Source organism: Pseudomonas sp. Mb7, assembly GCF_054790525.1.
The window spans coordinates 3,501,038-3,526,246 of the sequence record NZ_CP186501.1 but is presented as its reverse complement, the minus strand read 5'-3'; the positions used below and the strand labels follow the sequence as shown (position 1 = coordinate 3,526,246).

At 59.0% G+C, this 25,209-nt stretch carries 25 protein-coding genes and 2 pseudogenes; 13 read left to right on the top strand and 14 right to left on the bottom strand.

The window, feature by feature from the left end; all coding sequences use genetic code 11:
• Positions 1-10 precede the first annotated feature (10 nt).
• The 3 genes and pseudogenes from ACOYXH_RS15805 to ACOYXH_RS15795 form a co-directional block, all read right to left on the bottom strand.
• Positions 11-1,425, bottom strand: a pseudogene (locus tag ACOYXH_RS15805) (amino acid permease).
• Between the two features lie 127 nt (positions 1,426-1,552).
• Positions 1,553-2,605, bottom strand: a complete 1,053-nt coding sequence (locus ACOYXH_RS15800; protein ID WP_460409788.1) for an ornithine cyclodeaminase — start codon at positions 2,603-2,605, stop codon at positions 1,553-1,555.
• A 50-nt stretch (positions 2,606-2,655) separates the two neighbouring features.
• The gene (locus ACOYXH_RS15795) at positions 2,656-3,690 is read right to left on the bottom strand and encodes a histone deacetylase family protein (protein ID WP_095050545.1); all 1,035 of its coding nucleotides are present in this window, start codon (positions 3,688-3,690) and stop codon (positions 2,656-2,658) included.
• A 119-nt stretch (positions 3,691-3,809) separates the two neighbouring features.
• On the opposite strand from ACOYXH_RS15795, the gene ACOYXH_RS15790 reads away from it, so the two are divergent.
• The 5 genes and pseudogenes from ACOYXH_RS15790 to ACOYXH_RS15770 all read left to right on the top strand — a co-directional run bounded on the left by ACOYXH_RS15790 (position 3,810) and on the right by ACOYXH_RS15770 (position 7,968).
• A complete protein-coding gene (locus tag ACOYXH_RS15790) occupies positions 3,810-4,310 on the top strand; it encodes an Lrp/AsnC family transcriptional regulator (protein ID WP_093433799.1) in 501 nt (166 codons plus the stop codon).
• Positions 4,311-4,723: 413 nt separating this feature from the next.
• Positions 4,724-5,800: pseudogene (locus tag ACOYXH_RS15785) on the top strand (methyl-accepting chemotaxis protein); the annotation flags it as partial.
• Entirely contained in the window at positions 5,786-6,658 is an 873-nt protein-coding gene (locus ACOYXH_RS15780) for a methyl-accepting chemotaxis protein (RefSeq protein ID WP_407082814.1), read from the top strand. The pseudogene ACOYXH_RS15785 and the gene ACOYXH_RS15780, both read left to right, overlap by 15 nt.
• A 141-nt stretch (positions 6,659-6,799) precedes the next feature.
• Positions 6,800-7,579 (top strand): S6 modification regulatory phosphodiesterase RimA, encoded by a 780-nt coding sequence (gene rimA / locus ACOYXH_RS15775; RefSeq protein WP_460410879.1) that lies wholly within the window; start codon positions 6,800-6,802, stop codon positions 7,577-7,579.
• Positions 7,580-7,755: 176 nt separating this feature from the next.
• Positions 7,756-7,968 carry a hypothetical protein gene (locus tag ACOYXH_RS15770; RefSeq protein WP_134177023.1) on the top strand — a complete coding sequence of 71 codons (213 nt, stop codon included), beginning with the start codon at positions 7,756-7,758 and terminating at the stop codon, positions 7,966-7,968.
• A 3-nt stretch (positions 7,969-7,971) separates the two neighbouring features.
• Here the strand turns inward: ACOYXH_RS15770 and ACOYXH_RS15765 are convergent, their stop codons facing one another.
• From ACOYXH_RS15765 to ACOYXH_RS15735, 7 genes are all read right to left on the bottom strand, one after another.
• Positions 7,972-8,763, bottom strand: a complete 792-nt coding sequence (locus tag ACOYXH_RS15765; RefSeq protein ID WP_258708533.1) for a transporter substrate-binding domain-containing protein — start codon at positions 8,761-8,763, stop codon at positions 7,972-7,974.
• A gap of 59 nt (positions 8,764-8,822) precedes the next feature.
• Positions 8,823-9,692, bottom strand: a complete 870-nt coding sequence (gene copD, locus ACOYXH_RS15760; protein ID WP_220556565.1) for a copper homeostasis membrane protein CopD — start codon at positions 9,690-9,692, stop codon at positions 8,823-8,825.
• 3 nt (positions 9,693-9,695) lie between these two features.
• On the bottom strand, positions 9,696-10,070 hold the full coding sequence (gene copC / locus ACOYXH_RS15755) for a copper homeostasis periplasmic binding protein CopC (RefSeq protein ID WP_095124392.1): 375 nt from the start codon (positions 10,068-10,070) through the stop codon (positions 9,696-9,698).
• Positions 10,071-10,102: 32 nt separating this feature from the next.
• A complete protein-coding gene (locus ACOYXH_RS15750; protein WP_460409787.1) occupies positions 10,103-10,972 on the bottom strand; it encodes a copper resistance protein B in 870 nt (289 codons plus the stop codon).
• Positions 10,973-10,983: 11 nt separating this feature from the next.
• Positions 10,984-12,681 carry a copper resistance system multicopper oxidase gene (locus ACOYXH_RS15745; RefSeq protein ID WP_460409786.1) on the bottom strand — a complete coding sequence of 566 codons (1,698 nt, stop codon included), beginning with the start codon at positions 12,679-12,681 and terminating at the stop codon, positions 10,984-10,986.
• 73 nt (positions 12,682-12,754) lie between these two features.
• Positions 12,755-13,720 (bottom strand): phospholipase D family protein, encoded by a 966-nt coding sequence (locus ACOYXH_RS15740; RefSeq protein WP_460409785.1) that lies wholly within the window; start codon positions 13,718-13,720, stop codon positions 12,755-12,757.
• 48 nt (positions 13,721-13,768) lie between these two features.
• Positions 13,769-14,239: a hypothetical protein gene (locus ACOYXH_RS15735; protein WP_460409784.1), complete on the bottom strand. Its 471-nt coding sequence runs from the start codon at positions 14,237-14,239 to the stop codon at positions 13,769-13,771.
• Positions 14,240-14,404: 165 nt separating this feature from the next.
• Here ACOYXH_RS15735 and ACOYXH_RS15730 point away from each other — a divergent pair, with 165 nt between their 5' ends.
• The 4 genes from ACOYXH_RS15730 to ACOYXH_RS15715 all read left to right on the top strand — a co-directional run bounded on the left by ACOYXH_RS15730 (position 14,405) and on the right by ACOYXH_RS15715 (position 16,956).
• On the top strand, positions 14,405-15,070 hold the full coding sequence (locus ACOYXH_RS15730; protein ID WP_095050552.1) for a ribonuclease T2: 666 nt from the start codon (positions 14,405-14,407) through the stop codon (positions 15,068-15,070).
• Positions 15,071-15,205: 135 nt separating this feature from the next.
• Positions 15,206-15,703 carry a PAAR domain-containing protein gene (locus ACOYXH_RS15725; protein WP_460409783.1) on the top strand — a complete coding sequence of 166 codons (498 nt, stop codon included), beginning with the start codon at positions 15,206-15,208 and terminating at the stop codon, positions 15,701-15,703.
• Between the two features lie 3 nt (positions 15,704-15,706).
• Positions 15,707-16,435: an alpha/beta hydrolase gene (locus ACOYXH_RS15720; protein WP_460409782.1), complete on the top strand. Its 729-nt coding sequence runs from the start codon at positions 15,707-15,709 to the stop codon at positions 16,433-16,435.
• The gene (locus tag ACOYXH_RS15715) at positions 16,435-16,956 is read left to right on the top strand and encodes a hypothetical protein (protein ID WP_095050555.1); all 522 of its coding nucleotides are present in this window, start codon (positions 16,435-16,437) and stop codon (positions 16,954-16,956) included. The genes ACOYXH_RS15720 and ACOYXH_RS15715 overlap by 1 nt, the downstream gene beginning before the upstream one ends.
• A gap of 16 nt (positions 16,957-16,972) precedes the next feature.
• On the opposite strand, the gene ACOYXH_RS15710 is transcribed toward ACOYXH_RS15715, so the two are convergent.
• Positions 16,973-17,830: a LysR substrate-binding domain-containing protein gene (locus ACOYXH_RS15710; RefSeq protein WP_095124397.1), complete on the bottom strand. Its 858-nt coding sequence runs from the start codon at positions 17,828-17,830 to the stop codon at positions 16,973-16,975.
• Positions 17,831-17,939: 109 nt separating this feature from the next.
• Between ACOYXH_RS15710 and ACOYXH_RS15705 the strand changes: the two genes are divergently transcribed.
• From ACOYXH_RS15705 to ACOYXH_RS15695, 3 genes are all read left to right on the top strand, one after another.
• Positions 17,940-18,644 (top strand): haloacid dehalogenase type II, encoded by a 705-nt coding sequence (locus ACOYXH_RS15705; protein ID WP_449123658.1) that lies wholly within the window; start codon positions 17,940-17,942, stop codon positions 18,642-18,644.
• Positions 18,645-18,656: 12 nt separating this feature from the next.
• Entirely contained in the window at positions 18,657-19,430 is a 774-nt protein-coding gene (locus ACOYXH_RS15700; RefSeq protein ID WP_460409781.1) for an aldolase, read from the top strand.
• A 176-nt stretch (positions 19,431-19,606) separates the two neighbouring features.
• Positions 19,607-21,178 (top strand): sensor domain-containing diguanylate cyclase, encoded by a 1,572-nt coding sequence (locus ACOYXH_RS15695; protein ID WP_093433809.1) that lies wholly within the window; start codon positions 19,607-19,609, stop codon positions 21,176-21,178.
• A 191-nt stretch (positions 21,179-21,369) separates the two neighbouring features.
• Here the strand turns inward: ACOYXH_RS15695 and ACOYXH_RS15690 are convergent, their stop codons facing one another.
• Positions 21,370-21,669 (bottom strand): hypothetical protein, encoded by a 300-nt coding sequence (locus ACOYXH_RS15690; protein WP_093433811.1) that lies wholly within the window; start codon positions 21,667-21,669, stop codon positions 21,370-21,372.
• A gap of 186 nt (positions 21,670-21,855) precedes the next feature.
• Between ACOYXH_RS15690 and ACOYXH_RS15685 the strand changes: the two genes are divergently transcribed.
• The gene (locus ACOYXH_RS15685; RefSeq protein WP_095124401.1) at positions 21,856-22,296 is read left to right on the top strand and encodes a carboxymuconolactone decarboxylase family protein; all 441 of its coding nucleotides are present in this window, start codon (positions 21,856-21,858) and stop codon (positions 22,294-22,296) included.
• Between the two features lie 129 nt (positions 22,297-22,425).
• On the opposite strand, the gene ACOYXH_RS15680 is transcribed toward ACOYXH_RS15685, so the two are convergent.
• Together ACOYXH_RS15680 and ACOYXH_RS15675 are read right to left on the bottom strand one after the other, a co-directional pair.
• Positions 22,426-24,018, bottom strand: a complete 1,593-nt coding sequence (locus ACOYXH_RS15680) for a DHA2 family efflux MFS transporter permease subunit (protein ID WP_460409780.1) — start codon at positions 24,016-24,018, stop codon at positions 22,426-22,428.
• Positions 24,015-25,124, bottom strand: coding sequence for an HlyD family secretion protein (locus ACOYXH_RS15675; RefSeq protein WP_460409779.1), 1,110 nt, complete (start codon positions 25,122-25,124; stop codon positions 24,015-24,017). The genes ACOYXH_RS15680 and ACOYXH_RS15675 overlap by 4 nt, the downstream gene beginning before the upstream one ends.
• Positions 25,125-25,209 lie beyond the last annotated feature (85 nt).

The following is a 25,209-nucleotide window of genomic DNA, read 5'->3' as shown; positions in this document are numbered from 1 at the left end:
GCTTGCAGATCTAGCCAAACTGACTCGCCGACTTCACCGCAGATTTCGGCTTCCTCAACCGCGTCAACTGGTAAGCAATCGCCAACCAGACAAACCACCCCGGCATCACCATCAAGGCAATGCGCGTGTCAGGCCGCAACGCCAGCAGACACAGCACAAACCCCAAAAATGCCAACGAGAACCAAGCCATCGGCACGCCGCCGGGCATCTTGTAAGTCGACTTCGCATGCAGATCCGGACGTTTTTTTCGGTAGGCAATGTAAGACGCAAGGATGGTCGACCAGGTGAAGATCACCAGAATCGCCGACACGGTAGAGACGATGGTGAACGCGGTCATGACTTCCGGCACGATGAACAGCACCAGCACGCCGACCAGCATCAACAGCGTGGTGAACGCCAGGCTCAGCAGCGGCACGCTGTTGCTCGACAGTCGGCGGAATATGCCGGGTGCGTTGTCTTGATTGGCCAGTCCGAACAGCATGCGGCTCGATGAAAACACGCCGCTGTTGGCCGAGGAGGCCGCTGAGGTCAGGACCACGAAGTTGACGATACCGGCCGCTGCGGGAAATCCGGCGACGAGGAACAGTTCGACAAAGGGCTCTTGACCGGGGAAACCTGTTGCCACGAGGTCACGGCAATAATGCAGGTCAGCGCGAGGACGTAGAACAGGATGATCCGCAGCGGAATCGAGTTGATTGCCTTGGGCAGAGTCCTCTCCGGCGAGCGGGTTTCGGCGGCAGCGGTGCCGATCAGTTCGGTGCCGGCGAAGGAGAAGATCGCCATTTGAAATCCGGCGAAGAAGCCGAACAAACCGTTAGGGAACGCCGCCTGTTTGTCCACCAAATGACTCAGGGACGCGGTGACGCCACTGGGCGAGACGAAGGAGCTGGCGATCAGCACGCTGCTGACGCCGATCAGTGTCACGACGGCAATGATCTTGATGATCGCGAACCAGAATTCCACTTCACCGAACAGCCTTACGGTCAGCACGTTTAGCGCGAACAGGGTCGCCAGCATGCCGACGGCGGGTATCCACGCCGGGACGTCGGGGAACCAGTACTGGAAGAAGCCGCCGACCACGACGGCGTCGCCGATCACCGCCACGCTCCAGCTCAGCCAGTACGACCAGCCCAGGAAGAACGCCGCGCGCGGGCCGAGGTAGGCGCCGGCGAAGTCGGCGAAGGTTTTGAAGTTGAGGTTGGACAGGAGCATTTCGCCCATGGCGCGCATGACGAAAAACACGAACAGGCCGATGATCATGTAGATGAGGATGATCGACGTCCCGGAGAGGGCGATGATTTTCCCGGAGCCCATGAACAGGCCGGTCCCGATGGCACCGCCCATGGCCATTAACTGGATGTGACGATTGCTGAGCGTGCGCTGCAGCGCGGGCTGTTCAGGCAGCCCGGAAGGGGTCGATTTCATTGCAAAACCTCTTGATTTTATGTTTTTGAGTTTTGGCAGAAAGTGGGTGTTGAGCGTTCTTATTAGAGGTGCAGCGGCTGATCACAAGGTGAATCGCCCCCTGTGGCTTGGGGGCGGCTGTTAGTGATCAACTGACGGTGCGCAGACGCGAGGTTTTGGCCGGTTGCGGATCGAGCAGTTGGAAGAGGTTTTTGATGTTGGCCGGCGTCGGCACGAGGTGGATGCGCTGGCCGATTTGCTGTGCCTGCGCCAGGTCTTTCAGGTAGCGCAGAGAGGAAAAGTCTTCCAGGGCAAAACCCACCGAGTCGAACACCGTCACCTGCGCAGCGTTTTCGCGTCCGGCGATCTCGCCCTGCACAATCCGGAAAAACTCGATCACCGGGAAATCGGCGTCCAGTTGCTGAATGTCGCCTTCAATGCGCGTTTGCGGTTCGAATTCGACGATGACCCGGGCGTTGCGCAGGATGTCGGCGTGCAGTTCGGTTTTACCCGGGCAGTCACCGCCGACCGCATTGATGTGCATGCCGGGCTCGATCATCTCCGGCGTCAGAATGGTTGCGTAGGCTTTGTCGGCGGTGACCGTGGTGACGATGTCCGCGCCCTTGACCGCGTCCTTCACGGAGCCGGCCAGAATGACTTCAATGTCCGGGAACGCGGCGAGGTTGTGCTTCAACTTGAGGGACGCTTCGTGATCGATATCGAAGATGCGGATTTCAGTGATGCCCAACATTTCATGGAAGGCGAGTGCCTGAAATTCACTTTGCGCACCGTTGCCGATGAGGGCCATCGAAGTCGCACCCGGACGAGCCAGCGATTTCGCGACCAGCGCGGAAGTTGCGGCGGTGCGCACGGCGGTGGTCAAGGTCAGTTCGCTGAGCAGGGTCGGATAGCCACTTTGCACATCGGCCAGCAGACCGAAGGCCATGACCGTGAGCAAATTCTGCTGACCGTTGTTCGGGTGGCCGTTGACGTATTTGAACGAGTACTGCTGGCCGTCGTCGGTGGGCATCAGCTCGATCACGCCGTCTGCCGAGTGATTGGCCGTGCGCGGTGATTTATCAAACTGTGCCCAGCGTGCGTAGTCCGCTTCGATGTAGCCGGCCATTTCGCGAATGGCGCGGCGGATACCGACTTGAGTGAACAGGCGTGCAGCATCATCGACATCTATAAAAAGCGTCATGTTTTTATTCTCCGATCCAGACATTGAAAGGCTGTAGAGCGCGGGCTGGCTCAGCTGCGTTTGCTCTCGAAACCGTGCAGCACGTTGACGGCATTGATGCCGATCTCATCGACCATGTAGCCGCCCTCCATGACGAACAGGGTCGGGCAGCCGACGCTGGCGATCAGTTCACCGATGCCAATGAAGTCATCACTTTCCAGCAGGAAGTGGCTGATGGGGTCGTCCTTGAACGTGTCGACACCGAGGGAAATCACCAGCACTTCAGGGGCGAACTGCTGGAGCTTTTTGCAGGCGTGGAGCAGGGCGTTGCGATAGCTCTCCCATGTGGTGTTTTTCGGCAGGGGATAGTTGAGGTTGTAACCCTCGCCGACACCCGCGCCGACTTCGTGGCTGTAGCCCGAGAAGTACGGATAGGACACCGCCGGTTCACCATGCAACGAGACGAACATGACGTCGCTGCGCTGGTAAAAAATGTTCTGCGTGCCGTTGCCGTGATGGAAGTCGACATCCAGCACCGCGACGCGTTTGGCGCCTTGGGTGATGGCTTGTTGCGCGGCAATGGCGGCGTTGTTGAGGTAGCAATAACCGCCCATGTATTCGCGCGCGGCGTGATGGCCGGGCGGACGGCACAGGGCGAAGGCGCTGTCGTGGCCTTCATCGATCAGGGCCAGGCCGGTGAGGGCAATATCGGCGCTGGTTTTCACCGCTTGCCAGGTCGTCGCGGTAATCGGTGAGCCGGCATCCATGGCATAGAAACCTAGCTTGCCATCGATGAACGTCGGCACCTCTTCGCCGGCCAGATCGCGCACCGGCCATACCAGCGGCAAGGCATCGTGAGTGCGACCGGTTGCGCGCCATTCGCTCCAGGCATTTTCCAGAAAACTGACGTAGCGCTCGCTGTGCGCGTTGACGTAGCACGAGCGATCAAACGCGCGCGGTTCGACGATCTGCCCGAGGCCGACCTGTTTGACTCGGTTATGCACGGTGTCGGCGCGACTCGGTTGCTCGAACGACGGTTTGAGCACGCCGTCTTTCAATTCGGTGCCGTGGTGCAAACGGTGGGAATCACTGAAAACTGTAAACATTCTGCGCATCCGTTATTGTTGGCCAGTGCAAATATTCTGTTCCGGCTTGGCTGCGCTTTCTTTGCTTTGTGTTCGTGGTTAAGTCGATTATTCGGGCGTTTTTACTCAGGAATGGCGTCATGCAGAAAAAAATATCCAAACGCATCAGCCTTGACGAGACCGACTTGGCGATTCTTGAGTTATTGCAGGAGGACGCCAGTATTTCCAACGCTGAACTCAGTGAGCGGCTGTCGCTGAGCCTTACGCCGTGCTGGCGACGGCGCAAGCGCATGGAGGAGGCGGGAGTCATCAAGGGCTATCAGGCCAACCTCGATCGGCGAATGCTCGGGCTGGATATCATGGCGTTCGTGCACATTCGTTTTTCCACCCATGCCGACCACGCGCCGGACGCTTTCGAGGCGGTGATTGCGCAATTGCCGCAGGTGGTGGCCTGCCACAAGATCACCGGCGATGCCGATTATGTGTTGCAGGTGTTGGCGGAGGATCTTGATAGCTACAGCGATTTCATCGAGCAGGTGCTCCGGCGTCAGGTGGGGATTGCGTCTATTCAGTCGAGTCTGGCGTTGCGCGAGGTCAAGACTGGGAGCCGGATTGCGATTCCCAAGCCGGGAAAGGACTGAAGGGCGAAGCATTTGCACCCGCATTTTCAGCTGCATTTTGCGCCGATAGCGATGTGCCACAAAGCGTGATGGCAATGCGTCATCATGCCGCTCAAAAAGTTCAACGATTGTACAAAAATATAAAGTTGTACAAGTTTTCGCAAAATTACTAGCATCCCTCCAGACACCTTTGCTGAAACGATAAATCCAGCGTGCAGACCCTCTGTTTGCGACGTGACGGGTTTGTCTGCCGATGCTCGCGTCGGGTTTCTTCTCGACGCCTCAACAGCATCCGCATTTTGCATTTCCGGGACAGCTGGAGCGTCCCGTATTACGCCTTGGATGACGACCCCCGAATGTCTGGACGGTGACAGTGGTTACCGGAGATCAATTTTTTGTGCCTGGCGTTTCGCGTCAGGGCGTTGAGGCTGAATATGGCAGTAGCATCGAATTTCCTGGGTGACATCAAAGTTTCCCGCAAGTTGGGAACCGGCTTCGGCATTCTTCTGCTGGCCGTTTTGGCGGTTGCCTTCATTGGCTATAACAGCAACAGCGTGCTGGTTGATCGCTTGAGTACGACGCGTCTGATCGGCACGTTGAATGACGCGACGCAAGATATGCGTCTGTCTGAGAAACAGTACGAAGCCGCGGCTGACGCAGTGTTCGCCGAGTCCTATAACGCGCAGTTGAATGTCTTGCAGGGCCTGGTGAGCAGGGCGCTGGACACCTTGACCCGCGCTGAGAACCAGCAAGCCCTGAAGGCTTTGCAAGCCACGATTGTTGCCTACGACCAGAAGGTCAAACGGCTGATCGCTGCTGATCAGTCGACCACTGATGCTCTGAAACCGCTGACTGCGCTGTCGGACAAGTACGCGGAAACTTTTGCCGGCATGCTTGAAACCACCACGACCAATGCGCTGGCGTCTGCCGATGGCGAACGCGTTCGGGATCTGCGCACGCTGGCCGACTTGCGCAATGGCATGACCACGTTTCGCCTGATGTTGCGTCGTTACATTGCGGTGCCTAACGACGCGAACAAAAAACTGATGATGGAAACCATCGATACCTTCTTGAGTGATATCACCAAGGCGCGTAGCAACTTGCCGGCGACCCTGTCGAGTCAACTGGAAGATGCGCATGCCGGGATGCGTCGTTATCGCGAAGTATTGGTGGAAGTGGCCGGGCTGTTCGAGCAGAAACAGAACATGCGCGACCAGGTCGACCAGGAAAGCAAGGCGATGGACAAGATCATGAATGGCCTGATGGACACCCAGCAGCGCCTGGCGCGTGAAGATCAGCACTCAGCCTTTGTTCAGATCGCCGTATTGACCGTGTTGGCGCTGGTGATCGGGCTGTTTGCTTCGGTGGTCATCTCGCGCCAGATCACTGCACCGCTGGCGCTGACGGTTGAACTGGCTCGACGGATTGCCAAGGGCGATCTGACGGTACAGGCCAAATCAAACCGCAAAGACGAGTTGGGCGATCTGCAAAATGCGATGCAGGACATGGCGCAAAACCTGAACACACTGGTGCAAGGTATCGGCAATGGCGTGACGCATATTTCCACTTCTGCGGAAAAGCTCTCGGCCATGAGCGAGCAGACCAGCGCTGGCGTGCGTCAGCAAAAAAGCGAAGTGGATCAAGTCGCAACGGCGATGCACGAAATGGCCTCGACCGTGCAGGAAGTTGCGCGTAACACCACCGATGCCTCCGCTGCCGCGACCCTGGCCGATCAACAGGCGCGCCACGGCAGTACGGTGGTGAAGCAGGCGACGTTGCAGATCAGTGAACTCGCGGTGGCCATTGAAGAGTTGGGCGGCGCGATGAACGTGCTGTCTCAGGACAGTGAGCAGATCGGCAAAGTGATCGATGTCATCAAAGCCGTCGCCGAGCAGACCAATCTGCTCGCGTTGAACGCCGCAATCGAAGCCGCGCGGGCGGGAGAACAGGGGCGTGGGTTCGCCGTGGTGGCAGACGAAGTGCGCTCGCTGGCTCAACGCACGCAGGACTCGACCAAGGAAATCGAAGCGCTGATCGTCACCCTGCAACAAGGCGCGCAAGCGGCCTCGACACTGATGGCCTCCAGCCGCGAGCGCACCCTCGATACGGTGGTGTTGGCGCAGAAGGCCGAGTTGGCAATCACCGAGATCAACCAGTCCATCGGTACGATCCAGGAGATGAGCCTGCAAATCTCGGCCGCTGCCGAGCAGCAAAGTGCCGTGGCCGACGAAATCAATCGCAGCATCGTCAGCGTACGGGATGTGGCTGACCAGTCGGCGGTTGCCAGTGAGGAGAGTGCGGCTGCGACGGTCGAGTTGGCGTCACTGGGGCAGGACCTGCAGCGAATGACCGCGCATTTCCGCACCTGATCATTTGTATGTAGAGCACGCGGCGCCTTCAAATATTCAGGCGCCGTCGGGCTGCAGTTGTCGCCTGGTTTGCAGATGACTCAGTCCTGCGGCTGTTTATTAACCGCCATGGAAGGTTACAACCCGTTATCAGAGGGTGTCATGACCGACTTTCCAACATCATTCGCGTCTGCCGGAGGCTGCCAGGGCTGTAAGAGCAAAGGCATGTCGGACATGGATTTTGCCTTCGCCTTTCAGCCCATTGTGGATCTGCGCGATCAAACGACGTTTGCCCACGAAGCGTTGGTTCGAGGCGTGAAGGGTGAAGGTGCCTTGTCTGTCCTGGAGCAGGTGGACGATCAAAACCGTTATCGATTCGATCAACTGTGTCGTGTGCGGGCGATTTCCACGGCGGCTGAGTTAGGGATGACGCAGTACCTGTCGATCAATTTTTTGCCGAATGCCGTTTACCGTCCAGAGATGTGTATTCGCAGCACGCTGGAAGCGGCGCGCACTTACGGCTTTCCGCTGGAGCGGCTGATCTTCGAAGCAGTAGAAGGCGAGCACGTTGAAAGCAACAAGCATTTGATGACTATCTTGCGTGAGTATCGCGAGTTTGGTTTCAAGACGGCGATCGACGACTTTGGCGCAGGCTATTCCGGCCTTAACTTGTTGGCGGATTTTCAACCGGATCTGATCAAGCTGGATATGGCGTTGATCCGCAATATTCACCGTGACCGGGTGCGCCAGACCATCGTGCGTAACGTGGTGAACATGTGTAGAGAGTTGGGCGTGGAGGTGGTCGCCGAGGGCATAGAAGATGCCGAGGAACGAGATTTTCTCGCCGATTGCGGTATTTACTTGATGCAGGGTTACTGGTTCGCCAGGCCTGCCTTCAAATCATTGGCGCAGATCCCGACGAGTGCGTGGCTGAAGAGCTGATCGCTTTCAGCTCGCACTGATCCGCTCGATAACTTGGCTCAGCGCCGGACGTTTGTTGAGCCATTCAGCGTTGGTAATCTCCCTGGCGATGAGCAAAGTTTCATCTTGCCGGGTGCGGCGCAGGCCTAGGATGTTCAGACAAGATCGTCGCTGTTCATCCCGAGGGGAATCGTGCCATGCGCCTTAATGTCGTCAGAGTGCTGTTGATTGCTGCTGCAGTATCGGTATTGAGTGCCTGTTCCGGCGCGGGTGGTTTGACCACCACCCGTTGTTTCTCCAGCGACTGTCAGTCGCCGGAGGGGCGCAACGCCAATACGTTGAAGTTTGGCGGCAACAGTATTGGCAGCAGTCTCAATCAGTACAGCTCCGGCATGCTGCATGACGATTAAGGATTACTGCGCGGCCGGTACGGCAATCCATTCGCTTAGCGTTTGCTGATATTTGCCGGTGACTTTGCTCAAGTGCAGCCACTGATCGACATACAGTTTCCAGCTGATGTCATCGCGCGGCAGCAGATAGGCCTTCTCGCCATATTGCATGTACTGATGCGGATTCACCGCGCACAACCCCGGTTTGAGTTTCTGCTGATACAGCGCTTCCGAGGCGTCGGTGATCATTACGTCGGCCTGGTTGTCGAGCAGTTGCTGGAAGATCGTCACGTTGTCGTGCAGGGCCAGTTGCGCTTTGGGCAGGAAGGCATGGACGAAGGCTTCGTTGGTGCCGCCGGCAGGTTCGACCAGACGCACATTGGGCTGGTTGATCTGCTCGATCGTCTGATACTTGCTGACATCGGCGCAGCGCACCAGCGGGATCTTGCCGTCGGTGTCGAGGGTATTGCTGAAGTAGGCTTTTTTCTGCCGTTCCAGTGTCACCGAAATGCCGCCCATGCCGATGTCGCATTTACCGGCCTGCATGTCCGGCATCAGGGTTTTCCAGGTGGTTTGCACCCATTGAACTTTGACCCCGAGGCTGTCGGCCAGCGAGCGGGCCATGGCGATGTCGATGCCTTCGAAGTCGCCGTCGGTGCGTTTGAAAGTGTAGGGCTTGTAGTCGCCGGTGGTGCAGACGCGCAACTGGCCTTGTTGCTGGATGCTGTCGAGGTGCGAAGCGCTTGGTTCGGCGTGGGCGCCGGCGGCCACGGTCAGCAGGCCGCAGAGGATCATCGTGCTTTTTAGTGTTGTCATTGCGATCGGGGCTTCTGAGAAGGACGGTGGCCCAGTGTAGTGAAAGGCTTTCCCGGGTGTCACCCTGCTTCCGGGCTTAACGTGCCTAGCCACGCCACCAGCGCCACGATCAGCAATGCGATTGCCAGTTCAACGACAACGCTGCGTTTTAGCGCATTTGCCGCGATGACATATTGTCCATTGCGCAACGCTTGCGCCAACGCCGGACCAAGATGAAAGCGGTTCAACGCCGCCAACACCAACATCCCGGCAAACAGTAAAACCTTGATCGCGAGCAGCATCCCGTAAGTGCCGAGCAAGATTTCGTCCAGTCTCGCACCGACGATGAACAGGTAATTCACCACGCCGGTAATCGACAGCGTCAGCACAATCACTGCACCGATCCACTCAAAACGCCGAACCGCAAACGCCAGCGAACGAATGCGAGCTTCATCGACCGACCCCCGCGCCATCAACACCAGCGCCAGCATCGCACCCAGCCACGCGCCCGCCGCGAGCAGGTGCAGAATGTCGCTGAGAAAATGCCAGAACCGCAGTATTCCTTCGTCCATCGCCCCGTGTCCGCTCCAGGCCAAAGAGGCGAGGGCGATGGCGCCAGCCATCGATGCGAGCCACGCGCCCGGCCTGATCAACACCACGATCAGCGCGATAATCCGCACTGCCCACGCCAGCCCGACATCGGTTTCCAGCAGCATCATTTGCAGATGTGGCCACAGCGCCGCGAGCGCTGTTTCGCCACTCATGGCGCGGGTCATCAGCACCAATCCTGCCACTGACAACAACGCCCCGATCAATGCCATCCCGCGCAGCATCGGCCGAAACCGCAGCAGCGTCCCAGCACTGTACAGCGCAAACAACGCCAGCCCGAACAACAGCAGCAAATCCACATACAACGCAAACCGCAGCACGATGTTGATCAGTTCAGCCATTGCTCACTTCACTTTGAACGTGACGTTGCCGGTGATCGGGTGCGTATCGGAAGACACTGCGCGCCATTGGACTTGGTAGGTGCCGGCGGGCAGCGGCGCGAGCGGGGTGATCAGCATGCTTTTCGGATCGCTGCCGGCGCTGACTTTGGCTTTCATTGGCATCGGCGAATGGGCCATGCCGGGCATTTCGGTCATGACCAGTTTGGCGCCGGAGAATTTTGTCAGCAGGTTCTCGGAAAAATGCAGTTCGATCTTGCCGGGCGCGGCGCCGTCGGCACCTTCGGCGGGAGTCGACGAGAGCAGTTTCGGGTGGGCTTGAGCGAGGCTGCTGAGGAGCAAGCCGCTGGCGAGTACAAGGGTGATTTTCAAGGTGCGCATGCAAGACCTCTGGAGTGTTTTTTAATGGGAATTCAGAACCACATCCGCACGCCAAGCACGAGGCGCGCTTCGCTGCGCTTCTCGCCTTCTTCGCGGGCGTAATCGGCGGTGTTGCCGTAGGTGCGGTTCCACGTCACGCCGATGTACGGCGCAAATTCGCGGCGGATTTCATAACGCAAACGCAGGCCGGCTTCAGTGTTGGCAAGCCCGGAACCGATACCCCGTTGCGCATCGTTCTTGCCGTAGACGTTGACTTCGGCGGTGGGCTGCAGGATCAGGCGGTTGGTCAGCAGAATGTCGTAGTCACCCTCGAACCGCAGCGCGCTCTGGCCACCTTCACCGACAAACGCGGTGGCCTCGGCTTCGAAGTTGTACAGCGCCATGCCCTGCACACCGAATGCAGCCCAAGTCTGCGGCGCGCCGGGTTTGAAGTCCTGACGCACGCCGCTGACCACGTCCCACCACGGCGAAATCGCATGGCCCCAGAGTGCTTGAATCTCTGCGTCTTCGGTCTTGCCGTTGCTGCGCTCGCCTTCGGAGCGCAGCCACAGACGATCAATGTCGCCACCGATCCAGCCGGACAGATCCCAGGCCAACGCGCTGCCGTCATCGACGTCCTGCCATTCGAGTTTGTCGGCGAGGAAGTACGTGTTGATCGCGCTGTCGTGGATTTTATGGCCGCCGGGGCTGGTAAATACGGCGGCGCGGTCGGCGTCGGTCAACTGCGGGATCGGCGTGCGACTTTCCGTCGGGGCGGCGGGCTGCATCCTGCCGTCGTCCATGCTTTGCATCGCGGAATGATCCATGCCGGACATCTGGCTGTGATCCATGCCCGGCATGTCGCCGGCGGCCATCGCCGAGCTGCCGACCAGCAGCAAAGAAAACGCGGTGAGTCGAGTCATCAGCGGCCCCTTCATGCTTCCACCCGCACTTCGCGGAACATGCCCGTTTCCATGTGGTACAGCAGGTGACAGTGATAGGCCCAGCGGCCAAGTGCGTCGGCGGTCACTCGATAACTGCGGCGCGTGCCGGGCGGCATGTCGATGGTGTGTTTGCGTACCTGGAAGTCGCCGTTTTCGTCTTCCAGATCGCTCCACATGCCGTGCAGGTGAATCGGGTGGGTCATCATCGTGTCGTTGACCAGCACCAGGCGGATGCGTTGGCCGTACTTCAGCCGCAAGGGCTTGGCGTCGGAGAACTTGATGCCGTTGAACGACCAGGCGAATTTCTCCATGTGCCCGGTCAGGTGCAGTTCGATTGTGCGGCTCGGGTCGCGGCCATCCGGGTCTTCGAAGGTGCTGCGCAGGTCGGCGTAGGTCAGCACGCGACGGCCGTTGTTGCGCAGGCCGAGGCCGGGGTCGTTGAGTTTGGGCGCGGTGGTCATGGCTTGCATGTCGACCAGAGGATTGTTTTTTTCGCTGTCAGGATGGGATTGCATCGGGCCCATCGCCGAGTGATCCATGGTGCTCATGTCCATCGAGCCGTGATCCATGCCGCCCATGCCCATGTCGTCCATGGTCACCAGTGGGCGCGGGTCCAGACCCGGTACGGGCGCAGATAACCCGGCGCGAGTGGCGAGCGTGCCACGGGCATAACCGCTGCGATCCATGGCCTGGGCAAACAGGGTGTATGCCTCGGCGTCCGGCTCGACGATGACGTCGTAAGTCTCGGCCACGGCGATGCGCAGTTCATCGACGCTGATCGGTTTGACGTGCAAGCCGTCCGCCGCGACTACGGTCATTTTCAGTCCGGGAATGCGCACGTCGAAGTAGGTCATCGCCGAGCCGTTGATCAGGCGCAGACGCAGTTTTTCCCCGGGGCGAAACAGGCCGGTCCAGTTGTTATCTGGCGCGTGGCCATTCATGAGGAAGGTGTAGGTGGCGCCACTGACGTCGGCAATGTCGGTGGGATTCATGTTCATTTCTGCCCACATCTTGCGATCGGCCACGGTGGCGCCCCAGCCTTTTTCGCTGACGTCCTCGATGAAATCGCCGACGGTGCGCTTGTGGAAGTTGTAGTAGTCGGATTGTTTTTTCAGGGTTTTCAGCAGACTGGCCGGATCTTCGTCGGTCCAGTCGCTAAGCATCAGCACGAACTCGCGGTCGTAGTGGAACGGCTCAGGGTCTTTGGCGTCGATCACCAGCGGGCCGTAGACGCCGGCCTGTTCCTGCAACCCGGAATGGCTGTGATACCAGTAGGTGCCGTTCTGCCGCACCTTGAATTGATAGACGTACACGCCACCCGGTTCGATGCCGTGAAAGCTCAGGCCCGGCACGCCGTCCATGTTCGCCGGCAGCAGAATGCCGTGCCAGTGAATCGAGGTGCTGGCGCTGAGCCGGTTGCGCACCCGCAGCGTCACGGTGTCGCCTTCGCGCCAGCGCAGCAAAGGGCCGGGCAGGCTGCCGTTGATGGTCATCGCCGTGCGTGGGCTGCCAGTGAAGTTGACCGGGGTTTCGCCGATGAACAGCTCGAAGTTGCTGCCGCTCAGTTCATGCAGTTGACCGGGCGCATTGAGCGCCCAGACCGGCGTGCGCCACAGGCCCAGGCCACCGAGCAGGCTGCTGGCGGCGAGGCCTTTGACGAAGGTGCGTCGTGATGGGTTGGAAGGCATGCGCTGGAAATCCCCGTTTAACTCATGACGGGGAGGCTAACCAGCGCCAGCTTTCAGTTGGCTGAGGCGGGGATTACAGTTTTGACAGGTTTAACGCGGCAAACGTCCCGAGATCCATGCACATTCCACCCTCGGACTTCCAGTTGGCAGTGCTCGCTTTGGCTTTGTGTAACAGCGGTAGCCATTCGTGCAGCGCTCCCAGGTTGTTTTTGTAGCCTGGGATATGACTGGCGCTCACATACTGCATGAACTCGGCTTGCCCGGTAGCCGAGTAGAAGACTGGCTCATTGGCGCCGTCCTCTTCTGCAAAGCAGAACTGCTCGCCATCGTGATAGAAGCTGATGAAGTGTGCATGCTGCGGGATATCGCTCCAGCTCTCCCAGCCAAATGCCGGTTGCCCTTGTTCCGTCGACTTCTGCGCCAGAGCCTTTTTGCCTTTGGTGGACATATCGTGAATGTCGACAGTGACAAACCAGCGTTCCGAGCCGAAAGCTTCAGGGTTTTTCAGGGCCGCCGCGATCAGCGAGTCTGGCTGTGTGTCTTGCGCCTGCCGGAATTTTTGCCGGGCTGTCCAGGCCGCTTCGATTTGTTTGAAGTAGGCACTGTCGACATCGATGGCATCCGACTCAGACCAGCGTTCAGCGAACCAGCGTTTTGCGTCCTGTATCGCTACGGTATCGTCCGTCAGGATGCCGAGTTCAATCCAGTGATTGGCTGCTTGACCTTCAATGCCCAAGCCATTGGCTGACGCGTTGGCGCTTCCCACGATCATTTCGTTTTCGCCAATGTAAGCCTTGGCATGGAGTCGAGGGAGGCTGCGAATGTTCGCTGGATGCAGTTGGAGCAGTTGCCTGACCACTGCGGGGTTGGTCGCCCCTGCAGACAAGTCGAGGAGAATGCGGACGTCTCCACGGCGTTGATCCAGACCCAGTTCCGTTATGGCGCGTTCGCCCCAAAAGGCGACGGCAATGTCCAATGAACCTTTGACTTCGCGCGCCCATAGAGCGAGTTGTTGCTGGTTTTGAATCAGTCGTGTCATCAGTACAACTCTAAGAGGTTAATAGAAGGTCTGCCGGGGCTGTCGATCCTAGAGGCCAAGCCCTTCCTGCACGACCTGCAGCAAGTTGTTTTCGGTCAGGGCGATGGCATCCAATTCCTGCCCGGTTTCGACGGTTTGCAACCACCAGTGGCTTTCGTGGTGTTCATCGACGGTTCGCAACAGATAAGTGTTTCTTTCCGGCAGGGTAATCTGCACCCGCCCGGCGCCATCTTCGGTAAACCGCGCAATGGGATCGAATGTCAGGCTTCGATCATTGGCCTCGATCACCAGTTGATCAATTGCGTAGTCATGCGCCTCACCATCCGGTGAAGTTTCGCAAACATGCGTAGGATTTCGCCGAATCCTCAGTCCTACTTCGGTGACGGGATGCAACCACGCCTCAATGCGGTGGTACAAGTCATACACCTGAGCAGGCCAGCAATCGATTTCCAGTGCCGCATCCGCGTGGGTATGCCGGGTTTGCTTGAGTTTGGCGGCGAGTTCGTCTGCTTTACTCATTTTGGTTCCCTAGGTTTGGTGGCTGCCTGTTAATCGTAGACCTTTCAAAGGCGTACGGCTTTGCCTTGCGTCATGCGCTTGCAACACAAGCGTGGCGAAATCAGCGCTGGCCAAGTCGGTCAGGATCGAAAACCATGGACGCAGGCGTCCCAAAGGAGTGGGTATATGAAAAAGCTGTTTACAATTTTGGCGGTGATTGCGCTGACGGCCGGTAGCATCGGTTTGAGTTCGGCGCGCCAATCACAGTCCAGCAAGGCCCAGGCAGAATCGGTGGCGGGGGTGTTTGATTACTACCTGCTGGCGCTGTCCTGGTCGCCAACCTTCTGTTTGACGCACAAAGACGACTCACAGTGCACGGGCAAGGGCTATGGGTTCGTGCTGCACGGTTTGTGGCCGCAATACGCCAAGGGTGGCTGGCCGCAATCCTGCCCGCCGCTGACCACCTTGAATGCGGCGGAAACCAGCAAAGGCCTGACACTTTTCCCGACCAAAAAACTGCTCGACCACGAATGGTCCAAACACGGCACTTGCAGCGGCCTCGGCGCAATGGGTTATCTCGATGAATCGGACAAAGCCGTTGGCGCGGTGAAAATCCCGCAGGAACTGCAACCGTTCAGCTCCTCGTATTACTTCGAGGCGCAGGAAATCGCTGACCTGTTCCGTAAGGCCAACCCGGGGATTCCGGCGGATGGCATCGCGGTCATTTGCAGCGGCCCGGAACTGTCGGAAGTGCGCGTGTGCATGGGCAAGGATCTGCAGTTCGGTGCGTGTGGCAAGGGTGTGAAAACCCAGTGCCGCGCGGGGGATATTCGGGTGCCGCCGGCGCGCTAAGCTGAGCGGTTTCCACGTATCAAAAAGGCGCCCGATCGGGCGCCTTTTTTGGTCTGAAGGTTTGAAGCCCCCGGCGAAGTCCCGCATGCTTGCGCCCCCGAAAGGATGACCTCGTTACATTGCAAGGAGCTGTTCATGAGCGGAAAACCCGCCGCCCGCGTCACCGATCCAACCGCCTGCCCATTGCCGGGACATGGCACCCATCCCATTGTCAGTGGCTCCCCGAATGTGAATTTCGACGGCTTGGCGGCTGCGCGGATGACTGACAAATCCGCCTGCGGCAGCCCGATTACCGGTGCTGTTGCGTCGACGGTGTTCATCAATGGTTGGAACGCCGCGACACTGGACAGCACCGGTGGTCACGGCAATGTCGTCATCGGCGGTTCTGGCACGGTCATCATCGGTGACACGGTGACGTCGGCTCCCTTCAGTGGTTTGCTGCCGATGCCGGTGCATTTCACTGACAGGTTGAAACTGGTCAATGACGTGACCGGTGAGCCCATGCCTGATCATCCCTACGTGATTCAGCGCGCTGACGGACGTCTGGAACATGGGGTGTCTGACGCCAACGGATTTACTCACCAAGTCAGCTCGCACCTGCCTGAAACCATCAAGTTGTTTTTGGAGGAGTGAGGCATGGCTGCTGAAACGATAACGTGCGCGAAGGGCAACAATTACAAGCTTCACAAGGAACATGCGCTGACGGACAAGAAGGATGTCAGTGACAAGCCTGTGCCGGTGGAGAGTACCAAGGCGATTGTGGTTTTTATCGGAGGTGCGGGAGATAAGGACAGTTATTATTTTTCTGGGCCTTATGAAAACATCCAGGATGCACGACGTGCATTTGATAGGCGCACTGAGACATTAAAGGGAGAAGGAAAATATAAATCGGAATGGTTGGGTTACAACGAAGTCAGAGGAAAGCAGGACATTCAACGGCACGTGCTAAGCCTTATTCCGTATAAAAGCTGTCCCGTCTATATCGTGGGCCATAGCCTCGGCGGCTGGAATGGTGCGCACCTGTCCAGAATAATGTCGGATTGGGGTTACAGGGTTCAGATGCTGATCACCCTGGATCCTGTGGGTGAAGGGGCTCTGGTTTGGCTGGGCTCAGACATTTATCGCGAACGTCCCGCGCCAGTTTCGGTTGATTGGATCAATATCAAGGCAACACCTTCCAAGAGAGACCCATCAGACGGAGTCGCGGACTTCGGGGAAAAATGGATTATCTCCTGCGGACCGTCACTTAACGTAAATGTCGACACGAATCATGCTAACGCTCTGGGATTGCTAAACGCCCCAATCGCTGATGGTAAGTCTGCAAGTGACTTGCTGTTTGACTCAATCATGAAGGAGTTTTCGTGATGTTCAGGTTTTTCCTTTGCGTGGTTCTCGCTGTCTGTTCGGGATGTGCAAAGGACCATTTACAGCCTCCGGCAAATTTGAGTTATGTGTCCGTAGATAGGTCGAGTCCCCTTTTATATGTCATCAAATATCAATCCGATGTGGATGTTTTGAACCTGTTTGGCCGAGGCGAAAGGCAAGGGATGGCTTCGGGGACATTGAGATGCGCGTTAGCGGATGACCACGATTTTTCGGTTGGCAAAGCTATTCAGTTTTCTGCAGTGGGGCTGGTAGATTCTGATGTGCGCGAAAACGGCAACTCCAAATTCTCCTTTTCGACCAGTACATTTATCACTGAAACCTCCAGCAACCGAAGTACGGAGAGGGATCTGTCAGCGGCAGAACTGAACCAACTCCTCTCCAACAAACAACAAATCCCCTGCAAAGTCGTCGTCACCGCCTACGGCTACAAACCCTACTACTCAAACACCATGAACATTCCCGTCGCGGACCTCCTACGGGAAATCAACAAACCCCAATGATAAAAACGGGTGGATTTCAGGCAAATCCCCCCGCATCCACCCCCAACTCCCCACGCAAAAACTCCACCAGACCGCGCTGCAACCCGCTCAACACACCGTCCCGACTAACCAACGCCAACTCCGTCGACGCCAGTTCCGGCAGATCCGTACACACCTGATGCTCAGGCAACACCGCCGACACTGGCAGCACTGACACCCCCAACCCTGAGGCCACTGCCGCTTGAATCCCGGTCAGGCTGTGGCTGCCGAACGCCACCCGCCAAGGGCGCTGGGCAACATCGAGCAAACGAATGGCGCGCTGCCGATACAGGCAGCCCTGCGGAAACAACGCCAACGGCAACACGCCAGTGGACGAATCAAACTCCGCACCTTTGACCCACACCAGCCGCTCCGGCCAGGTCGCCCACGCCGGGCCGCTGTCGGGTTCGCGTTTGATCAGGGCGATGTCGATGTCGCCGGCATCGAGGCGCTGGCGCAGATCGAGGCTCATGCCGCTGAGGGTTTCCAGCCGTGCTTGCGGATGGCTGCGGGTGAAGCCGGCAAGGATCAGCGCCATGCGCCGCGCGTCGAAGTCTTCCGGCATGCCGATACGCAGGATTTCCAGGTCGAGGTCGCTGGCCAGCGCCTCGCTGGCTTCAGCGGACAGCGCCAGCAAACGGCGGGCATAGTGGATCAGCAGTTCGCCGTGCTCGGTGACGGCGACATTCAGCCCGGTACGGTCGCGCAGCAGCAAAGCGTGGCCGACCAGCTCTTCGAGTTTGCGCACCTGCTGGCTGACCGTCGATTGGGTGCGGTGCACGCGATCGGCGGCGCGGGTGAAGCTGCCTTCGTCGACCACGCAGACAAAGGTTTTCAGCAGTTCCAGATCCAGCATGGCAGTGCTCTCGATAGTGGTTATTCAACTGACGATTGGCTATTTATTTAATTTCACACTATCACCGAGCGCTCTTAAGCTGAAGTCCTTACCCCGGAGGACTCGACCAATGACACTGACTCACACACCGCGCCCGCAATGGCTGACCTTCGATTGCTACGGCACGTTGATTCAATGGGACGAAGGCCTCAAAGCCGTCGTCGGGGAAATTCTCAGCGAGAAGGGCGAGCATCAGATCGATGTCGGGCAGCTGATCGACGTCTATGACCGCCACGAACATCGCCTCGAACAAACCCCGCCGCACCGTTCGTTCCGTGAACTCAGCACCCTTGGCCTGCAAATGGCCCTGGAAGAATTGGGCCTGCCGAGCCTGCCCGAAGACAGCCAGCGTCTGGCCGCCGCGATCCCGAAAATGCCGCCGTTTGCCGAGGTGATCGAGACCCTGCGTGAATTGAAAACCATGGGTTTCAAACTGTGCATCGTCTCCAACACCGACGACGACATCATTGCCGGCAACGTCGCGCAACTCGGCGGCTACATCGACCGGGTGATCACCGCGCAACAGGCCGGTGCCTACAAGCCGGCGCCACGGCTGTTCGACTACGCTCATGAGCAATTGGGCGTCAGCCGCGCAGCGGTGGTGCACATCTGCGCGAGCCCCATGCTCGACCACACGGCGGCGCGGGACATGGGTTTTCGTTGTGTATGGATCGATCGCGGCACCGGTCGCCAATTGCTGCCGGACTATCGTCCCGACGCCATCCTCAACCGCCTCGATCAAGTGTTGCCGCTGTTCAAATCCCTCGGTTGGTAACGGAGAAACGTCATGGCTCACACCCTGGCCGCCAGTGCGCAGGCTGCACGTTTGACAGCGCTGAACCTCGACACAGAAGCGATCATCACCGCACGCACCGAGCTGGCGGCATGCTTTCAATTGGCCGCGTTGCATGGCCTGGAGGAGGGCATCTGCAATCACTTTTCGGCGATGGTGCCGGGGCATGACGATCTGTTTCTGGTCAATCCCTATGGCTATGCCTTCGCCGAAGTCACCGCGCAGAATCTGCTGGTTTGCGACTTCGACGGCAATGTGGTTGAAGGCGAAGGCCATCCGGAAGCCACGACGTTCTATATCCACGCGCGCCTGCACAAACAACTGCCGCGAGTGAAAGTCGCGTTCCACACCCACATGCCTCACGCCACGGCGTTGTGCCTGCTGCAAGGGCCGCCGCTTTTGTGGCTGGGGCAGACCGCGCTGAAGTTCTATGGGCGCACGGCGGTAGACGAGGATTACAACGGTCTGGCGCTGGACGCGTCAGAAGGCGACCGCATCGCCAGTGTCATGGGCGATGCTGACATTCTGTTCCTGAAAAACCACGGTGTGATCGTTGCCGCGCCGACCATCGCCGAAGCCTGGGACGACCTCTATTACCTGGAGCGCGCCGCGCAGGTGCAGCTGCTGGCGATGGCCACGCAACGGGAGCTGAAACCGGTGCCCCACGCCATTGCACAGCGGGCTTATGAGCAGATGCGTGAGGGCGATGCGCAAAGTGCGCGGGCGCATCTGCACAGTGCGATGCGGCGCCTGGCCCTTCATAACTGACTAACCCTAAAGAGGCATCGAAAATAAATCTGCGAACAGCGATCATCCAAATTCGCTGCGCGCCGATATACCTGGGCGGGAGCGGGGCGTTTGCCCCGTAGATTCCGGTGGGCTACGCTCACAAACATAAGGGTTTCCCTGCTGGCGCCCTTGTCGTACCTGCCCAGGACTTGCTTTTGCCTATCCCCATTCACGATCCACATCAGGCCCCCGGAGGCACCCTTAAACGCCTGCCGCTACGCAAAGCGGCTGTGCTGTTTATCGTTGCGGTGGGGTTGTGCCTGTCCGGTTTGCTGTACCTGCAACTGGAGCAGTCGCGACGCCAGGATCTGGCGGTGGCAAAAGTCGCGTCGAGCAACCTGACCCGGGCGATGGCCCAGCAGGCCGAGGACACCTTCCTGGCTGCCGATCTGGTGATGACCAGCCTGGTCGACTGGATTCAGGAGGACGGTTACGGCGCCGCGCAGAAGCCGCGTCTGCAGAGAACCTTCGCCCGGCGCGTGCAGCAACTCGATCAGTTGCACGGCATGTTCCTGTTCGATCGTGATGGGCAGTGGGTGATTACCTCGTTTACTGATCTGCCCCGTGGCAATGGCGTGGCGGACCGCGAGTATTTCAAATTCCACCAACAGAACGCTTCGACGCTGGCGCACATCGGCCCGGCGATTCGCAGCCGCGAGAACGGCGAGTGGATCATCCCGATTTCCAAACGCGTCAATGATCACGCCGGCAATTTTCAGGGTGTGTTGCTGGCCGGGATCAAGATGTCGTACTTCGACCGCTTCTTCGAAAGCTTCAGCCTCGATGACCAAGGCATCATGTTTCTTGGCTTGAGCGACGGCACTTTGCTTGCCCGCCGACCGTTTGATGAGAGCCTGATCGGCACGTCGCTGGCGCAAGGACGGATTTATCGCACGTTGCTGCCCGAGGCGGCGGCCGGCACGGCGATGATCAATTCGGTGGTCGATGGTGTTGTGCGTTTGTACGGTTATCGACGCTTGTCGGCGTATCCGTTGGTGGTGTCGTCTGCGACCTCGCGCGACACGATTCTCAAGGGCTGGTACGAGCGTGCGTTCCAGTCGAGTGTGATTGTCGCGCTGGTAATTCTCGGCGTCGGCCTGTTTGGCTGGGTGTTCATTCACCAAGTGCGCGACGGCGAACGGATCGAAAAAAACCTGCGCAAGGCCCAGCGCGCACTGGAGCAGATTGCGACCCACGACAGCCTGACCGGATTGGCCAATCGACGTTTGTTCGAGCGTTCGCTGGAGATCGAATTTGCCCGGGGCGCGCGGCAGGTCAGTCCGGTCAGCCTGATCATGCTCGATATCGATTTCTTCAAACGCTACAACGACGCCTATGGCCACGTCGCCGGGGATCATTGTCTGACCCAGGTTGCTCAGGTGCTGCGGGCGTGCTGTCAGCGCAAATCCGATCTGGCAGTACGTTACGGTGGCGAGGAGTTTGCGGTGCTGTTGCCGGACACCGACATCAACGGCGCGCTAGCAATTGCCGGGCAGATTCGGCGCAGCGTGATCGACAAGCACATCACCCATAGCGGCTCGCCGACCGGTTATCTGACGGTGAGTCTGGGCTGCTATTCATTTATCCCGAGCGGCAATGACAGCCTGGAAGTGTTTATCCAACGCGCCGATGCGGCGCTGTATCAGGCGAAAAATGCCGGGCGCAATCGCGCAGCGGTGTTATCGCTGGATAGCGGCCTGGCCGAATTGATGCGCTCGGACCGCTGATCTGCAAACCAACACAAAAACCTGTGGGAGCTGGCTTGCCAGCGATGGCGGTCGGTCAGTCAAGGAAGATGTCGACTGTGCGGACGCTATCGCTGGCAAGCCAGCTCCCACAGAGAATTTCATTGAGCCAGGATTAGGTGAACCCCCCTAGAAACCGAGGATGTGTTTCACCACGGATGGCTCTTGTTCGTTCAGCCGCCAGTGCCACCGCCCGCACCGCCAGTGCCGCCGCCGGCCGAACCTGTGCCGCCGCCAGCCCCCGAGCCCGAACCGCTCGCGCCACCATTGGTGCCAGTCCCGGATCCCATACCCGAAGAACCGCTACCACCGGAAGGCGCGCCCGGCGTGTTGTCTGGCGGCGTGGTGGTGCTGGTCGGTCCGCCGGATTTGGTGCCGGTAGCGTCAGCGCCGTCGTTGACGGCGAAGCTCGCGGTCGATGCCGTGGCCAGCAACCCGGCGAGTAATAACGAAGTGAGTTTGCGCGTGATCATGATCCGTCTCCATAAAGGGTCTGTACCTGATATTGGTCTGACGCGCAGAACCCTTGGTGCCGGGTGGCTGACGAGTGGTCAGCAGCGAAACCGAGTGGCCTCCTGATCTTCGGCAATATTGGCTATTTGTCGAACCGGGTGTGAGGGCTAACGTAGCCACACATTCACTTGCTACCCGGAGCTACCATGCAACCTCGTGCCGATTTCTACACCGCTTCCCCAGACGCCTTGAAAGCGATGATGGCTTTGGAAACGGCGGTGTCCAAACTGCCGCTGGAAAAGACCCTGATCGAGTTGGTCAAGCTGCGCGCTTCGCAAATCAACGGCTGCGCGTTCTGCATCGATATGCATACCACCGATGCGATCAAGGGCGGCGAAACCCCGCGCCGTTTGTTCGCGGTCACCGCTTGGCGTGAAGCGCCGTTCTTCAGCGACCGCGAACGTGCCGCGCTGCTGTGGACCGAATCGCTGACCCAACTGAGCCTGACCCACGCACCGGACGAAGATTACGACGTGGTTGCAGCGCAATTCACGCCGAAAGAAATGGTCGACCTGACCGTGGCAATCAGCACCATCAACAGTTGGAATCGTCTGGCGGTGGGCTTCCGCAAAATCCCACAGGCTTAAGCTGCCCACAATCCTCTGTAGGAGCTGCCGAAGGCTGCGATCTTTCGACTTTGCTTTTAAAAGACAAGATCAAAAGATCGCAGCCTTCGGCAGCTCCTACAGGGGCCGGGGAAACTTCAGAAAGCTGGATCAATGCCCATCCGCACTCGGCGCCGCCGGTGGCTTCACCTTGCGCATCAAGGGCACCATCGCCGTGGCGATAACGAAGCACATGCCGATCATCAGAAAGGTGTCGCCGTAGGTTTGCGTCTGCGCCTCGCGGTAGGTCAGCAGCCACAACTGGCGCAGGCTGGCGGTGACACCGACGTCGCCGCTCTGGCCCAGACTCGCGAGGTTGCCGCCGACCTGCGTCAGCCACTGATTCATCGCTTCATTGCTGCTGTTCAAGTGTTCGGCCAACCGCGTGAAGTGCAGGTTGGTGCGGTCATTGAGAATGGTCGCGCACGCCGCAATACCAATCGCCCCGCCCAGATTGCGCATCAGGTTGAACAGACCCGAAGCATGCTTCAACCGTGCGGGAGCCAACCCACCCAAAGTCAACGTCACCGCTGGCGGCACCGCCAGTTGCTGGGCGATCCCGCGCAACGCTTGCGGCAGCATCAATTGCCCCGCACCCCAGTCGTGGGTGATCGGGCTGAACTCCCACATCGACACCGCGAACAAACCCAGACCGATCATCATGATCCAGCGCAGGTCCATGCGATTGGCCAGAAAGGCATACAGCGGAATCGCCATGATCTGGAACACGCCAGTGGAGAAAACCGCTAGACCAATGTCCAGCGCGCTGTAGCCGCGTACCCGGCCGAGGAACAGCGGCGTCAGGTAAATCGTCGCGAACAGGCCGATGCCGGTGACAAACGAAAAGAAGCAGCCGAGGGCGAAATTGCGATCCTTCAAGGCGCGCAGATCAACGATCGGATTGGCCACGTGCAAGGTCCGGCCGATGAAGGCCAATCCCGCGAGGCCGCTGATCCACGCCGTGGTCAGAATGGTCTGGTCGCTGAACCAGTTCCAGCGCGGGCCTTCTTCGAGGGTGTATTCCAGGCAGCCGAGAAACAGCGCGAGGAACACCATGCTCAGGTGGTCCGCGCCTTTGAGCAGGGACAATTCCGGCTGGTCGATTTTCACCAGCATCGGTACCGCTACAGCGACGAAAATCCCCGGCACCAGGTTGATGTAGAACAACCAGTGCCACGAAGAAATATCAGTGATCCAGCCACCGATTACCGGTCCCAAGGTCGGTGCCAATGACGCAACGGCGCCGATGGTTGCCGCAGCGATCACCCGCTGTTTGCCGGTGAAGAAAAAGAACGCCGTGGTGAACACCAGCGGAATCATCGAGCCGCCGAGAAAACCTTGCAGCGCCCGAAAAGCAATCATGCTCTGGATGTTCCAGGCGATGCCGCAGAGCAGGCTGGCGAGGGTGAAGCCGACCGCCGAAGCGCAGAACAACCAGCGCGTGGAGAACACGCGCGACAGCCAGCCCGACAGCGGAATCACGATGATTTCGGCGATCAGGTAACTGGTCTGCACCCACGCGGTTTCATCGGTACCGGCGGACAGCCCACCGCCGATATCGCGCAGCGACGCCGAGACGATCTGGATATCCAGCAGCGCAATGAACATGCCGATGCACATGGTCGCGAAGGCGAATACCTTGGTCGCGGTCGCCATGTCCGCCGCGTTGAATGGCTGCGCCGGGGCGGTGAGGGTGGTGCTCATGGCGCGACGGCCACGGCGCTGGTTTCCGGTTGCGCACGGGTGTCGACTTCTGCCGTTACCGAGAGGCCCGGACGCAAGTGACCGAGCACGCCGTCAGCCGGGTCGAGGAGGATCCGTACCGGCACCCGCTGGACGATTTTGGTGAAGTTGCCGGTGGCGTTTTCCGGCGGCAGCACGCTGAACTGCGAGCCGGTCGCGGGGGCGAGGCTGTCGAGGCGACCGTGGAATTCCTGGCCGGAGAGCACGTCGGCACGGATGCTTACGCGCTGCCCGGGTTTCATCCGCGCCAATTGGTCTTCCTTGAAGTTGGCATCGACCCACAAGCCGCTGGCCGGCACCACTGACAACTGCTGTGAACCGGCCTGCGCATAGGCGCCAACCCGTGCGCGGCGATTGCCGATCACCCCATCGAACGGTGCGCGCAGTTCGGTGTAGCCGAGGTTCAGTTGCGCCAGATCACGTTCGGCCCGGGCTTGTTGAAGGGCGGCGCGGGCCTGTAGTTTCTGGGTGTCGATCACCGCCAGTTGGCGTTGCGCGGCGAGCAGTTCGGCCTGGGCGCGGGCACTGAGGGCTTGCGCTGTTTTGAAGGTCGCGTCGGCGCGTTGTGCGCTTTCCACCGACACCGCATTGGTCGTCACCAGGCGTTTGTAGCGCGCGTTGTCATCCCGCGAGCGTGCGGTTTCTGCGCCAGCGGCGTCGATGCCGGCGCGGGCCTGACCGATCACCGCTTGTTGCAGTTGTTCGGTGGCGTCGAGGTTGGCCAGCAGTGCTTCTTCGGCGGCAACGGCGCCTTCGGCCTTGGCGAGGTTGGCGCGATAGTCGCGGGCGTCGAGGCGGATCAGCACATCGCCGGCCTTCACGTGCTGATTGTCGCTGACCAGCACTTCGTCGATGTAACCGGCGACTTTCGGGCCGATCACCGTGACGTCGCCACCAATATAGGCATCGTCGGTTTCTTCAAGAAAACGCCCTGTGCCCCACCAGTGCACGGCGTAGACCCCGGCGAAGATCAGCGCGAGCAATCCTGCGCCCGGAAGCAAAACGCGTTTAAGCAGGGGCGGCTTGGTCTTTACCACAACAGGTTCGAGGGTGGGCATGCTGGTCATGGCGGATTACCTGCGTAAGCGGATCGTTATTACGGCTGTAATATGACGTAGGTAATATTTAGTGGCAAATTATTTCTGGTGCCAA

Bases quoted from the DNA above. Each gene is read 5' to 3' on its own strand.
- ACOYXH_RS15800 (WP_460409788.1), bottom strand. From the start codon at position 2,605: ATGACGCTTTTTATAGATGTCGATGATGCTGCACGCCTGTTCACTCAA.
- ACOYXH_RS15795 (WP_095050545.1), bottom strand. From the start codon at position 3,690: ATGTTTACAGTTTTCAGTGATTCCCACCGTTTGCACCACGGCACCGAA.
- ACOYXH_RS15790 (WP_093433799.1), top strand. From the start codon at position 3,810: ATGCAGAAAAAAATATCCAAACGCATCAGCCTTGACGAGACCGACTTG.
- ACOYXH_RS15780 (WP_407082814.1), top strand. From the start codon at position 5,786: ATGCAGGACATGGCGCAAAACCTGAACACACTGGTGCAAGGTATCGGC.
- rimA (WP_460410879.1), top strand. From the start codon at position 6,800: ATGACCGACTTTCCAACATCATTCGCGTCTGCCGGAGGCTGCCAGGGC.
- ACOYXH_RS15770 (WP_134177023.1), top strand. From the start codon at position 7,756: ATGCGCCTTAATGTCGTCAGAGTGCTGTTGATTGCTGCTGCAGTATCG.
- ACOYXH_RS15765 (WP_258708533.1), bottom strand. From the start codon at position 8,763: ATGACAACACTAAAAAGCACGATGATCCTCTGCGGCCTGCTGACCGTG.
- copD (WP_220556565.1), bottom strand. From the start codon at position 9,692: ATGGCTGAACTGATCAACATCGTGCTGCGGTTTGCGTTGTATGTGGAT.
- copC (WP_095124392.1), bottom strand. From the start codon at position 10,070: ATGCGCACCTTGAAAATCACCCTTGTACTCGCCAGCGGCTTGCTCCTC.
- ACOYXH_RS15750 (WP_460409787.1), bottom strand. From the start codon at position 10,972: ATGACTCGACTCACCGCGTTTTCTTTGCTGCTGGTCGGCAGCTCGGCG.
- ACOYXH_RS15745 (WP_460409786.1), bottom strand. From the start codon at position 12,681: ATGCCTTCCAACCCATCACGACGCACCTTCGTCAAAGGCCTCGCCGCC.
- ACOYXH_RS15740 (WP_460409785.1), bottom strand. From the start codon at position 13,720: ATGACACGACTGATTCAAAACCAGCAACAACTCGCTCTATGGGCGCGC.
- ACOYXH_RS15735 (WP_460409784.1), bottom strand. From the start codon at position 14,239: ATGAGTAAAGCAGACGAACTCGCCGCCAAACTCAAGCAAACCCGGCAT.
- ACOYXH_RS15730 (WP_095050552.1), top strand. From the start codon at position 14,405: ATGAAAAAGCTGTTTACAATTTTGGCGGTGATTGCGCTGACGGCCGGT.
- ACOYXH_RS15725 (WP_460409783.1), top strand. From the start codon at position 15,206: ATGAGCGGAAAACCCGCCGCCCGCGTCACCGATCCAACCGCCTGCCCA.
- ACOYXH_RS15720 (WP_460409782.1), top strand. From the start codon at position 15,707: ATGGCTGCTGAAACGATAACGTGCGCGAAGGGCAACAATTACAAGCTT.
- ACOYXH_RS15715 (WP_095050555.1), top strand. From the start codon at position 16,435: ATGTTCAGGTTTTTCCTTTGCGTGGTTCTCGCTGTCTGTTCGGGATGT.
- ACOYXH_RS15710 (WP_095124397.1), bottom strand. From the start codon at position 17,830: ATGCTGGATCTGGAACTGCTGAAAACCTTTGTCTGCGTGGTCGACGAA.
- ACOYXH_RS15705 (WP_449123658.1), top strand. From the start codon at position 17,940: ATGACACTGACTCACACACCGCGCCCGCAATGGCTGACCTTCGATTGC.
- ACOYXH_RS15700 (WP_460409781.1), top strand. From the start codon at position 18,657: ATGGCTCACACCCTGGCCGCCAGTGCGCAGGCTGCACGTTTGACAGCG.
- ACOYXH_RS15690 (WP_093433811.1), bottom strand. From the start codon at position 21,669: ATGATCACGCGCAAACTCACTTCGTTATTACTCGCCGGGTTGCTGGCC.
- ACOYXH_RS15685 (WP_095124401.1), top strand. From the start codon at position 21,856: ATGCAACCTCGTGCCGATTTCTACACCGCTTCCCCAGACGCCTTGAAA.
- ACOYXH_RS15680 (WP_460409780.1), bottom strand. From the start codon at position 24,018: ATGAGCACCACCCTCACCGCCCCGGCGCAGCCATTCAACGCGGCGGAC.
- ACOYXH_RS15675 (WP_460409779.1), bottom strand. From the start codon at position 25,124: ATGACCAGCATGCCCACCCTCGAACCTGTTGTGGTAAAGACCAAGCCG.